14 protein-coding genes are annotated in these 11,462 nt (G+C 62.4%); 7 read left to right on the plus strand and 7 right to left on the minus strand.

From position 1 onward, the window contains the following. Nucleotides 1–23: 23 nt before the first annotated feature. The 3 genes from MRBLMA1_RS05545 to MRBLMA1_RS05555 all read right to left on the minus strand — a co-directional run bounded on the left by MRBLMA1_RS05545 (nucleotide 24) and on the right by MRBLMA1_RS05555 (nucleotide 3,361). Nucleotides 24–857: a hypothetical protein gene (locus MRBLMA1_RS05545; RefSeq protein WP_363735526.1), complete on the minus strand. Its 834-nt coding sequence runs from the start codon at nucleotides 855–857 to the stop codon at nucleotides 24–26. A gap of 111 nt (nucleotides 858–968) precedes the next feature. Continuing rightward, nucleotides 969–1,979 (minus strand): NAD(P)H-dependent flavin oxidoreductase, encoded by a 1,011-nt coding sequence (locus tag MRBLMA1_RS05550; protein ID WP_133654557.1) that lies wholly within the window; start codon nucleotides 1,977–1,979, stop codon nucleotides 969–971. 116 nt (nucleotides 1,980–2,095) lie between these two features. Continuing rightward, on the minus strand, nucleotides 2,096–3,361 hold the full coding sequence (locus MRBLMA1_RS05555) for an aspartate kinase (RefSeq protein ID WP_363735528.1): 1,266 nt from the start codon (nucleotides 3,359–3,361) through the stop codon (nucleotides 2,096–2,098). A gap of 179 nt (nucleotides 3,362–3,540) precedes the next feature. On the opposite strand from MRBLMA1_RS05555, the gene MRBLMA1_RS05560 reads away from it, so the two are divergent. From MRBLMA1_RS05560 to MRBLMA1_RS05570, 3 genes are read left to right on the plus strand one after another with little or no spacing between them, the layout of a single operon-like run. Beyond that, nucleotides 3,541–3,675 carry a hypothetical protein gene (locus MRBLMA1_RS05560; RefSeq protein WP_363735530.1) on the plus strand — a complete coding sequence of 45 codons (135 nt, stop codon included), beginning with the start codon at nucleotides 3,541–3,543 and terminating at the stop codon, nucleotides 3,673–3,675. A 9-nt stretch (nucleotides 3,676–3,684) separates the two neighbouring features. After that, nucleotides 3,685–4,422 (plus strand): bifunctional 2-polyprenyl-6-hydroxyphenol methylase/3-demethylubiquinol 3-O-methyltransferase UbiG, encoded by a 738-nt coding sequence (gene ubiG, locus MRBLMA1_RS05565; RefSeq protein ID WP_363735532.1) that lies wholly within the window; start codon nucleotides 3,685–3,687, stop codon nucleotides 4,420–4,422. A gap of 3 nt (nucleotides 4,423–4,425) precedes the next feature. Next, nucleotides 4,426–5,019, plus strand: a complete 594-nt coding sequence (locus tag MRBLMA1_RS05570; RefSeq protein ID WP_363735533.1) for a YdeI/OmpD-associated family protein — start codon at nucleotides 4,426–4,428, stop codon at nucleotides 5,017–5,019. Nucleotides 5,020–5,133: 114 nt separating this feature from the next. On the opposite strand, the gene MRBLMA1_RS05575 is transcribed toward MRBLMA1_RS05570, so the two are convergent. Beyond that, nucleotides 5,134–5,871: a hypothetical protein gene (locus MRBLMA1_RS05575; RefSeq protein WP_363735535.1), complete on the minus strand. Its 738-nt coding sequence runs from the start codon at nucleotides 5,869–5,871 to the stop codon at nucleotides 5,134–5,136. Between the two features lie 189 nt (nucleotides 5,872–6,060). Then, entirely contained in the window at nucleotides 6,061–6,876 is an 816-nt protein-coding gene (locus tag MRBLMA1_RS05580) for an HpcH/HpaI aldolase/citrate lyase family protein (RefSeq protein ID WP_363735537.1), read from the minus strand. A gap of 79 nt (nucleotides 6,877–6,955) precedes the next feature. On the opposite strand from MRBLMA1_RS05580, the gene MRBLMA1_RS05585 reads away from it, so the two are divergent. Beyond that, the gene (locus MRBLMA1_RS05585; RefSeq protein ID WP_133654551.1) at nucleotides 6,956–7,924 is read left to right on the plus strand and encodes an SPFH domain-containing protein; all 969 of its coding nucleotides are present in this window, start codon (nucleotides 6,956–6,958) and stop codon (nucleotides 7,922–7,924) included. After that, entirely contained in the window at nucleotides 7,921–8,382 is a 462-nt protein-coding gene (locus MRBLMA1_RS05590; protein ID WP_363735538.1) for an NfeD family protein, read from the plus strand. The genes MRBLMA1_RS05585 and MRBLMA1_RS05590 overlap by 4 nt, the downstream gene beginning before the upstream one ends. Before the next feature lie 127 nt (nucleotides 8,383–8,509). Here MRBLMA1_RS05590 and MRBLMA1_RS05595 read toward each other — a convergent pair whose 3' ends face one another. Further along, a complete protein-coding gene (locus tag MRBLMA1_RS05595; protein WP_363735539.1) occupies nucleotides 8,510–9,280 on the minus strand; it encodes a molybdopterin-dependent oxidoreductase in 771 nt (256 codons plus the stop codon). A 1-nt stretch (nucleotide 9,281) separates the two neighbouring features. After that, a complete protein-coding gene (locus MRBLMA1_RS05600; RefSeq protein ID WP_363735540.1) occupies nucleotides 9,282–10,046 on the minus strand; it encodes a cytochrome b/b6 domain-containing protein in 765 nt (254 codons plus the stop codon). 371 nt (nucleotides 10,047–10,417) lie between these two features. On the opposite strand from MRBLMA1_RS05600, the gene MRBLMA1_RS05605 reads away from it, so the two are divergent. Together MRBLMA1_RS05605 and MRBLMA1_RS05610 are read left to right on the plus strand one after the other, a co-directional pair. Next, a complete protein-coding gene (locus tag MRBLMA1_RS05605; protein WP_363735592.1) occupies nucleotides 10,418–10,735 on the plus strand; it encodes a dienelactone hydrolase family protein in 318 nt (105 codons plus the stop codon). Between the two features lie 283 nt (nucleotides 10,736–11,018). After that, nucleotides 11,019–11,402 carry a group II truncated hemoglobin gene (locus tag MRBLMA1_RS05610; RefSeq protein ID WP_363735541.1) on the plus strand — a complete coding sequence of 128 codons (384 nt, stop codon included), beginning with the start codon at nucleotides 11,019–11,021 and terminating at the stop codon, nucleotides 11,400–11,402. Nucleotides 11,403–11,462: the final 60 nt, after the last annotated feature.

Below are 11,462 nucleotides of genomic sequence, written 5' to 3' on the forward strand. Positions count from 1 at the left end.
GCCCCGGTCACCTGGAAGCCGTTCTATTGCATGGGGATGTAGGTTTCCCGCATCGGCGTCAGCGGAAATGTCGGCACCTCCACCCGCACCGGGGCGCCGGGCACCCTGGTCGATGGCGGGATCGAGGATTGGGCCACGAAGCCGGCCGTGACCTCCTTGGGTGGGGTGGGCGGCGGCGGCAGCGGCGTGGGCGATACGACCACGCTCACCGTCCCGCCAAAGCGCGACTGCCATTCGGCCAGCCGCCGCAGATAATCGGCATAGGCGGCGTAAAATTCCTGGAACGGCTTTTCCAACTGGGTGAGCGCTTCGGGCGCATAGGCGAGAAGCTGGTTGGACGGCATCGCCAGGATCTTCGCGCCCACCTCTATCGCGACGGGGCAGAAGCTCTTCGTCACCGGCGGCAGGGCGAAGAAATTGTAGACCACCGTATTGAGCAGCTCGCGCGCCCTAAGGCCGCCCGTGCCGTAAGCGGCAAGATAATTGCGGTCGACCGCGGCATTCGCCTCTCTCAACACCCGCTCATGCACATGCAAAATCTGGTTATACTGGATGCGCGCCGGTTCGTTGACGCCATAGCAGGAAAGCGCCGCGACATTGAGCGCCATGCGCACATGCCAAAGAGCGGTGTTGGCCGTCACACCACGATTGGGCGTGAGATATTTTCCGTCATCCCCGACTTCGGGAATGCTCATTTCCTCTACCGCACCCATTGGCGGCAGCGGCTTTATGGTCGGCACCACCGGCGGTGGCGGCGTGGGCGGCGCTTTCTCGGGCGTGGAACATCCCGCCACCCAGGCAAGGGCGGCAAGAGAGCTTAGCTGGCAGAAACGGCGAAAAGCGGCACGGGGCGGCACCTGTCATCCCTTAGAACATGATCCGGACAGCACAACTCATCGCAAAGCCAAGCGTTCCTGACGACAGGTCAACGCTCAGTCCATCGGGCGATAGATTCGCTTCGTCCGGTTTCAGGCCCGCCGCTCGAGCGCCACCGCCGCTTCGTCCAGCAACTGGGCGATGATCTCGGCCACCGGCTCCTCCTTCGACACCATGCCGACCGACTGGCCCGCCATCAGCGAGCCACCCTCGACATCGCCGTCGATCACCGCGCGGCGCAAGGCGCCGGCCCAATAATGTTCGATCTGGAGCTGCGCCTCCCCCATATCGACCGCGCCGCTGTCCAGCAGATTGGCGACTTCCCTCTGCTTGGCCGTGAAGGCCTCGGTCCCGGCATTTTTGAGGGCGCGCACGGGAATGACCGGCAGGCGCGGGTCGATCTGCACGCTGGCGATCGCATCACGGGCGGATGCGCGAAAGAAGGCCTTCTTGAAGCTCGGATGGGCGATGCTCTCGGTCGCGCAGGCGAAGCGGGTGCCAAGCTGCACGCCCGCCGCACCCATTTCCAGATAACCGGCGATCAACTCGCCCCGGCCGATGCCGCCCGCGACGAAGACCGGAAGCTGCGACGCCATTTCCGGCAGGATTTCCTGCGCCAGCACGCTGGTGGACACGGGCCCGATATGGCCACCCGCCTCCATGCCCTCTATCACCAGCGCATCAACGCCGGAACGCGCCAGCTTCTTGGCCAGCGCCAGCGCCGGGGCGAAGCAGATCAGCTTCGCGCCTTTCTCCTTGATCGCCTCAATGCTCCCCTTGGGCGGCAGCCCGCCGGCCAGCACGACATGGCCGACATGGTGCTTCGCGCAGACGTCGATCAGCTCGAAAAGCTGCGGATGCATGGTGATCAGGTTGACGCCGAACGGCCTGGAGGTCAGCGCCTTGGTCGCCGCAATCTCCTTGTCGAGCAATTCGGGTGTCATCGCCCCGCAGGCGATCACGCCGAAGCCCCCCGCATTGGAGATCGCGGCGACCAGATTGCGCTCCGACACCCAGCTCATCGCCCCGCAGAGAATCGCGACCTCGCAGCCGAGAAAATCAGCGCCGCGAGCCATCAGGGAAGCGAGTTTGGCGTTGGTCATAATAACTCCGTCATCCCCTGAAGGCGGGGATTCATCTCCCATCCCATCCCCAGACGAAAGGCCGGGAAATGGAGTCCCGCCTTTGCGGGAATGGCGACTTTAGTAAAGAGCTTAGCTCAGGCGACCGGCGCGTCGAGGCCGTAGGCCGTATGCAGCACGCGCACGGCCAGTTCGGTTTCATCCTCGTCGATCAGCACCGACACCTTGATCTCGCTGGTGGAGATGGCAAGGATGTTGATCCCGCGATCGGCCAGCGACTTGAACATGGTGGACGCCACGCCCGCATGGCTCTTCATGCCGACGCCGACGACCGACACCTTCGCCACCTTCGTATCCGGGATCACCCGATTGAAGCCGATCACGTCCTTCTGGCTCTCCAGCACGTCCAGCGCGCGGGCCAGGTCAGCGCCCGGCACGGTGAAGGTGACGTCCGTCTCGCCCTTGTCGCGGCCGACATTCTGGATGATCATGTCCACATTGATCGCGCTGTCCGCCAGCGGGCCAAAGATGTGCGCCACCGCGCCCGGACGATCCGGCACGCGGGTCAGGGTGATCTTCGCCTCATTCTTGTCATGGGCGATGCCGGTGATGAGCTGACGTTCCATCTTGTCTTCCTTGAGCTTGGCTTCCAGTTCCTCCTCGCTGACGATCAGCGTGCCGGGGAGGTCGTCCTGGTTGGGATCATCGAAGGAGGAAAGCACCTGCACGACCACGCCTTCCTTCATGGCGAGGCCGACCGAGCGGGTCTGGAGCACCTTGGCGCCGACCGAAGCCAGTTCCAGCATCTCCTCATAGGTGACGAGGTCCAGCTTGCGCGCCCGCGCGACGATGCGGGGATCGGTGGTGTAGACGCCATCGACGTCGGTATAGATGTCGCAGCGGTCGGCCTTGAGCGCGGCGGCCACGGCCACCGCCGATGTATCGGACCCGCCGCGACCGAGGGTGGAGATGCGGCCATCCTCCATCATGCCCTGGAAGCCGGGGATGACCGCCACCGTACCCGACCGCATCGACGCCAGCAGGTCGATCGTGTCGATGTCCCCGATGCGCGCCTTGGCATGAGCTTCGTTGGTGCGGATCGGAAGCTGCCAGCCGAGCCAGCTCCGCGCGTCCACGCCCATCGCCTTCAGGGTCATGGCCAGCAGGCCGCTCGTCACCTGTTCGCCCGAAGCAACGACGACGTCATATTCCGCCGGGTCGTAGAGCGGCGAGGCTTCCTTGCAGAAACCCACCAGCCGATCGGTCTCGCCCGCCATGGCGGACACGACGACGGCGACCTCATGCCCCTGTTCGACGACATGTTTGACTCGTGCGGCCACGTTGCGAATTCGCTCCATCCCCGCCATGGAGGTGCCGCCGAATTTCATCACGATGCGCGCCATTTGCCTGTCGAACCCGCCTGCTGAAAAGAAATGAAATATCCCCGAAGGGCGCAAAAACGGCGCTCCTATTAGCAGCAGCGGCGAATATGGCAAGCAAAGCGATACCATTGCCCGGACGCAGCGGGGAACCGGCAGCCTGTCGTTCATTGGCTGTTCGGGGCCAGGCAACGGAGGATGCGATGAAAAGCAGCTTATGGGCGATGGTGACGATCGGCGGACCGATCCTGCCCGGCGTCGTGCTGATCTTCGTGATGCTCAGCAACTGCGAGACAGGACGAAAAACAGCCATAGCCTGCAATCCCCGACGCTGGTAGCAGGATGCCATGGAGAACATAGCGTCCAGCACCATCGATCCACGCGAGGCCGCCCATTTCGGCACCATGGCCGCCGACTGGTGGGATCCCAACGGCAGCAGCGCCATGCTGCACAAGCTTAATCCTGTCCGGCTGCGTTATATTCGTGATGCGGTCGACCGGCATTGGCCGGAACAGGGTGATGGCTTCCGCCCTCTCGCCGGCCGCCGCGCCCTGGACGTGGGTTGTGGAGCCGGGCTGCTGGCCGAACCGCTGGCGCGCCTGGGGGCAAGCCTGACTGCCCTCGATGCAGCGGAAGAGAATATCGCCGTGGCGCGCAACCATGCCGCCGGCCAGGGACTCGCCATCGACTATCGCGCTACCCCTGTGGAACGGCTGGAGGAAGGCGACTTTGACCTCATCACCTGCATGGAGGTGATCGAACATGTCGCGGACCCCGCCGCCTTCGTCGGCGCGCTGACCGACAGGCTGGCGCCCAAGGGCCTGCTGATCCTCTCGACGCCCAACCGCACGCCCCTCTCCCGCCTCGCCATGATCACCATCGGCGAAAGCATCGGCGGCATTCCCAAGGGCACGCATGACTGGCGCAAATTCCTCAATCCGGAAGAACTTGCGAGGCTGCTCGACAATGCGGGCCTGGAAGTGATCGACAGCAGCGGGCTCAGCTTCTCACCTGCCAGAGGCTTCATCCTCTCGCCCAACAAGGCGATCAACTATCTGTTGACCGCGCGCCACCGGCGCAGCTGATCCATGCCGGTCGATCCCCGCATCGACGCCTATATCGCGCGACAGGCCGACTTCGCCCGACCGATCCTCAGCCATTTGCGCGACCTCATCCACGCGACCTCTCCCGACATTGACGAGGCAGTCAAATGGGGCATGCCTTTCTTTACCTATCGGGACCGCAATCTCTGCCACATCGCAGGGTTCAAGCGGCATGTCGCCTTCGGCTTCTGGCATGACAAGGTTGCGTCTGGCGAAGCGCGGAGCGAAGCCATGGGGCAATTCGGACGGATTGAAAGCCGGGACGATCTGCCCAACGACGCGGAAATCGCGGTTTTGCTGAAGAAGGCCGTGGCGCTGATCGACGCCGGCGACGAAGCGCGCAGGGGCGCGAAGACGCCGCGTGCTCCGCTGCCGCTGCACCCCGCCTTCGCGGCCGCTCTCGACGCCAATCCTGCCGCCGCCGCGAATTGGGCTGATTTCCCGCCTGGCAAGGTTCGCGACTATTGCGAGTGGATCAACGATGCCCGAACCGACGCAACCCGCGACAGGCGTATCGCACAAGCCGTCGAATGGATCGCGGCAGGCAAGGGCCGCAACTGGAAATATGAAAAGCGCTGAAGGGCTACGAGACCGATAGCGAAACAGGCGGAACGCAGCGGGGCTCTGAAAAAAGCGTTCCGGGGCTCGCATTCCCCCAGCCGCGCTCCCCAAGGCGCGGCACCCATGGCACTCTCAACTGACCGGCTTGGCAACGGCCACCAACTGCGGCTGGGCGGCCGGAGCGGCATCCTTGGCTCCAGCATCCTTGACCCCCACATCGGCAGGCGGAGCCTTGAGGCTAGCCGCAGCCGATTGCAGCGCGACAGCGGCTGCCTCCAGCGCAGCCGCCGCGGATTGGGGCGTAACTGCAGGCGGTGCCGCTTCCGCCACGGCAACCGGCGCCGCCGCATCCCCCGCCAGCGCCACGGGCGGAGGCGCGGCTGCGACCGCCGTCACGTCACACAGGTCGCCCACCCCGGCCGGCTTTTCCGAAAAATTCCGCGCCAGCGTCGGCAATTCATTCTGACCGGCATTCATCGCCAACGTCAGCAACGTATCAGCCATCTCGCAGAAACCCGCCGACTGCACGCCATCGGTATGACTGTTCGCCATTTTCGTGATGAAATCGTCATAGGCGCGCTGTCCACCGGCAATGCCGTTCTCGCGCATGAACCGCAGCTTCAACGCATTGTTGTAATTGTCCGCACTTCCCATTTTTTCACGAAATTTGTCATATTTCGCCGTGATTTCACTGTTTGTTGAACGACATTTCAGTGATCCCAGCATCAATATGATCTGCAAATCCCTGACGCGCGCCGCCTCGATTTCATAAGGCTGCCAACATCGCGCCGCCTCGGCGGACGCAACCCCGCCGAAAAAGAGCGCAACGATACCACTGGCGGCACAGGCCGCCATCCTCAACCTGGACATGATGGACCTCGCAGAATCTCAGACCCCGCAAATTAAATCCTACCATTTTGCCGTAAAAATGCCATTAATTTATTTGACAGTGACATTTATGACGCATCCGGAAACATCCCGGATTTACGCGATTTCTTCGTTCACACGAGCCAGGCGGCCAGATTGCCCATGCCAAATAGTGTCAATCTTTGGGCGGAACTATGACACTATGGCATCCGCCCGCGCGATCAGCGCCTTCGCTTCCTCGACATGCATGCTCTCTATCATGCGTCCCTCGAACCGCTCGGCGCCGCCCGTCGCCGCTTCGATCAGCCGCCGCGCATCGGCGACCGACTGCGGATCCGGGCCGAACACCTGGTTGGCGACGGGGACCTGACTGGGATGGATCAGCGTCTTGCCGTCAAAACCCAGCGCATGGCCCGCCGCACACTCGCCCTCAAACCCGGCCTCATCGTCCAGCCGGTTGAACACGCCATCGAACACGGCGATCCGCGCCGCCCGCGCCGCGAGTATGACGGACTGCATGGAGAGGGTCAGACCCTCCCGTCCGGCCAAGGGCGGTATCCCGAGGTCCTGCCTCAGATCGTTATTCCCCATGAACAGCCCCGCGCACCCCTCCGCCGCGGCAATCGCCTGCGCCATGAGCACGCCGGCCGCACTCTCTATCATCGCGATCACGGGCTTCTGGCAAACGCTGAACACATCCTTCACCTGACGAGGATTTTCCACTTTGGGGATAACCACATAATCAGCGGCTGACGTCTTGAGCGTCACCATCTCCCGCCCGTGGGAGGGCGTGCCTTCCACATTGATGCGCACCGCGGAGAGACGGCTGCCAAAACCCTCCGCAACCGCTGCGACCGCATTGGCCAATGCCTCTTCCTTGCGATCGGGCGGTACTGCATCCTCCAGGTCCAGTATGACCATGTCGCAGGACAGCGTCCGCGCCTTGACGATGGCGCGCGTGTTGGACGCGGGCAGGAACAGCAGCGATCGGGCATGACGCAACAACATGGGGAACCTCCTGTCACTTTGTCTTCCCCCATTCATGATTTCGCGCCATAGTCCAAGCAGATTTCAGGGGGGAGCAGGCATGTTGACGACATTCGCGCTGACGGTGACCTTGCTGGTGCTGTTTTACCTGGCGGTCAGCGTCAAGGTCGTGCGCCAGGGCTATCAATATACCATCGAACGCTTCGGCCGTTTTACGGAGGTCGCGCGCCCCGGCCTCAACTTCTACCCTGCCTTCTTCTATGCCGTCGGGCGGAAGATCAACATGATGGAACAGGTGGTCGACATCCCTGGGCAGGAGATCATCACCAAGGACAATGCCATGGTGTCGGTCGACGGCGTGGTCTTCTTCCAGGTGCTGGACGCGGCCAAGGCTGCCTATGAGGTGTCGGAACTCTATGTCGCGATCATGCAGCTTGCGACCACCAACCTGCGCACGGTGATGGGATCGATGGACCTGGACGAAACCCTGTCCAAGCGCGATGAGATCAACGCCCGCCTGCTTTCGGTGGTCGACCATGCGACCAATGCCTGGGGGATCAAGATCACCCGCGTCGAACTGAAGGACATCCGCCCGCCTGCCGACATCGTCAACGCCATGGGCCGCCAGATGAAGGCGGAACGCGAGAAGCGCGCCCTGATCCTGGAATCGGAAGGCCTGCGCGCTTCGGAAATCCTGAAGGCGGAGGGACAGAAGCAGAGCCAGATATTGGAGGCCGAGGGTCGCCGCGAAGCCGCCTTTCGCGATGCCGAAGCGCGCGAACGCGAGGCGGAGGCCGAAGCAAAGGCGACACAGATGGTGTCCGAGGCCATTGCCAGCGGCAATGCGCAGGCGATCAACTATTTCATCGCCCAGAAATATGTGGAAGCGGTGAGCCAGTTCGCCACCTCTCCCAACGCCAAGACCATCCTCTTCCCGGTCGAGGCGACACAGTTGATCGGCACTTTGGGCGGCATAGGCGCGCTGGCGAAGGAAGCACTGGGTGAGCCGACAGCGCCGCCACCCCCTGCCCCGCCCCGCCGCGGGCCGTTTGGACAGGGGCCGGCATGACCGGCTGGCTCGCCATGCTGGACGATCATTGGGGCTGGCTCGTCTTCGCCGCGCTGCTCGGCATGGGCGAGGTAGCGATACCGGGGATATTCCTGATCTGGGTCGCACTGGCCGCTGCGGCGACGGGCCTCGTCGCCCTCGTGCTGCCGATCTCGGTGCCTTTGCAATTGCTGCTGTTTGCGGGGCTGTGCCTGCTGTCGGTCTGGGGCGGACGGCGCTGGTACACCGCCAATCCCGTGGACTCGCAGGATCCGCTTCTCAACGACCGAACCGCCCGCCTGGTGGGAGAGGTCGTCACCGTGGTCGAAGCGATCAACAATGGCCACGGCCGGGTCAAGGTGGGGGACAGCGTCTGGTCCTGCAGCGGGCCGGATGCGCCGGCCGGCGCCATCGTAAGGGTGACAGGCGCCAGAGCGTCGGTGCTGACGGTCGAACCGGCGTACGGGACTGCTCGGTAGATCGGGACGGGGGAGCAGTGCCCCGGCATCTGGCGACCCTGCTCCCACAGGTAATGGATGATCAAGCCGTCAGCGACCTCGGCGACGCCACAAGACGATACGGCATCTGGGCTGTGAGGAACCCCTGTTAAATGCCATTATACCATGACCAGCCGTTCTGGATCGTCCCAGCGCGACCCAGATCGTCGAACTTGTCGGTGACGACGATCCGTCGCAGGAACTTCAGGCTCTTGAAGCCCATCTGCCGTTCAATCCTCAGGCGCAGCGGTGCGCCATGGCCGATCGGCAGTTCTCGCCCGTTCATCCCATAGGCAAGGATCGTTTGCGGGTGAAGCGCATCGACCATGTCGATCCCGTCCGCCATCAGGTCAAAAGTGTAGAACTGGACGAAGCGCGCAGAGGGGCGGACACCCGCCGCCGCGAGCACCGAACGCAGCGGCACGCCGGTCCATTCTGCTATCGCCGTCCAGCCTTGTTCGCATGTATGCCGCGTGATCTGCGTCCGCGATTGCATTTTCTTGAGTTCGGCAAGTGAAAAACTTCTGGGATTGTTCACGCTGCCTTCGACCTTGAGCCGCCAGTCGGCGAAATCGCCATGTCGAAGCGCAGCATAGACTTCGCCGCCTTTTGGATCATGCAGCCCCACATCAGGGCGCGCAGGATCGATCGTACCGATCGCCGGCATCGAACTGATCTGCGACCGGTCATATTCGGTCACCAGCGCGCTCCGCGACAGCAGGAGGCGCTGGGCGTTATAGGTCAGATTGTCTCCCATCCTCAAAATATTGCCATAGGTCGGCGGCTGCTGGTCACTGCAACCGGAGAGCAGCAGACCGCCGCTGGAGGCGATGCCTCCAATAAGTGCGCGGCGCGAGAGTTGGAGGGGCCTGTCGGTCATGTCACTTTCCCAAAATCATTCCGCGCACTTGCCGCAGCGGTCCGGTCAGGAGGATCATCACGAGGTGGATGAGCAGGAAGATCGCAAGGAATGCGAAGGTGAAGAAATGGATTGTGCGAGCCGATTGCGCACCGCCGAAAATAGCGAGCAAGATCGGATAGTTCGCCGTTATGGCGGGAGACATGGTGATTCCGGTCAGGAACATCAGCGGCAGGGCGACCAGCACCACCGCCGTATAAGCCAACTTCTGCAGGATGGCGTAGGGTGGACCCGGTTCGGCTGCGGGCATCGGCAGACGCAAGTGCGCCCGGACATCCCGCCACAGGTTCTGCCGCCCAAGTTCATCCCGGCGCGGCCACAAGACGCGACGGACATGGCCGGTGATAAAGGCAAGGCAGAGATAGGCGAACAGCCCTGCCAAAAAGCACCACGCGGCCAGGAAATGCAGGCTGCGCGCCCAGGAATTCTGGTTCCACGGCGCCATTAGCAGGTCGGCAGTCACCGGCCCGTCGGGCGAGGCGAAAAAGGGCGTCGCGGCAGAGTAGCGGATATTGTGATAATTGGGGCCGAGCGGCACCTCGAACAGCGGCTGGATGAGATCATTGCCGACATCGCCCCAATAGAAGCGCGGATGCGCCATCAAAATGGTGACCCCGGAATAGATCAGCGTCAGAACCGCAGCAGCGATCAGCCAATGTGTCAGCCGCACCCACAATCGGTGGCCACGCGACCCGGCATTCGCTGCGGCTTCGCTTCCCCCTGTCATCCAACCTCCTGAGGCGAAAAAGCTATCGAGAATTGTCCATATCGCTGGACTTCCTTCATATCCTGCGCGCTGACATGACGCAGGTCGCTGCTGGCAGCATTCCCCCTCCTTGTCGTCCACGGATACCGACGGGCCGGGCTGTCATAGTTGTTATCGGGCTGTAACTGCCACCGCAAGATAAATCGATATATCATCCATATCGCGACGATCAGCGATATTTTGTCATGAATGTCGTTTCGAACGAAATTTGATCAAGCCGCCGGGGCGCAAATCCGGGACCGGCGATGCCGCGGTCACCGCTGCGGAATTTGTCCACGCCGCCCAGCCACAGCTTTCAATATTCAACAAATTGATTTTCGTTCGCCGCGCTGATCGGGTTTCATCCTGGGCTTTCGAAAACGCGACCGGCAGGATCAGCAAGAATCAATGCGCCAGTCCTGATGTTTCTCGGGGGGCTCGACGAGATCACACCGGCTGAACAGCGCAGAGCCTTTGAAGACGAAATGAACGCTGCTGGTGTCGATTGGCGTTCCATGATTTTTGGCCGGGCAGGACATAGCTTCACCAATCCGGAAGCGGATGCTCTGAATATCCCTCACGTTAATTATGACGCGACCGCCGATAGTAATTCATGGCAAGTCGCACTGTCCTTTCTGCGTGAGATGGGCGTCCTTCAGGACGGTGAATGAGAACGGGCCAGGGCCCAGTTCCGCCTCCATGTCGAATTGCCCGGACTTCGCGCCTGATGCGCCATGGCATCGCGGACACCTCGTCATCAAGGAATCTGCCTCTGGATTTTGACGGGCGTCAATTTGCCGGCATCGAAGCGAGTCTATCGTCTCTGCAAAGGAGACGCGCAATGGATCATTTAATCAGCCAATATTTCCCGCATATGGTCGCTACCCTGATGCTCATGTTCATGCTGGTGCTGGGCGGGCTCAGCCTCCAGGACGCGCTGCGCGGTCGGGGCAATTGAGTACCGGACAGCCGCCCTTTCTTGCGGTTGGCGGGCGTGACGGCGTTCATGGCATCGTCGACCGCTTCTATGATCTGATGGACAGCAGCCCCGCCTACAGCGATCTGCGCGCGATGCACGCCCAGGATCTTGCGCCCATGCGAACCTCGCTCAGCGGCTTCCTTTGCGGATGGCTGGGCGGAGACACGGATTGGTTCGCGGCCAATCCCGGCAAATGCATGATGTCGCTGCACTCGCGCTTTCCGATCAATGCCGCTGTCGCCGATCAATGGACGTCGGCCATGCGGCAGGCGATGGAAGATTGCGGCGTCGAAGTACAAACGGCATCGCGCATCAACACGGCGCTGGGCGCAATGGCCTCCGCCATGGTTCGCGCATGACATATCCGCCGCGCTGGTGGGCCCAACCGATTTGACCCGTCCGATTTCCCATCGAGCGCT

The sequence above is a fragment of the Sphingobium sp. LMA1-1-1.1 genome (assembly GCF_040676365.1).
In the GTDB taxonomy this organism is placed as follows: domain Bacteria; phylum Pseudomonadota; class Alphaproteobacteria; order Sphingomonadales; family Sphingomonadaceae; genus Sphingobium.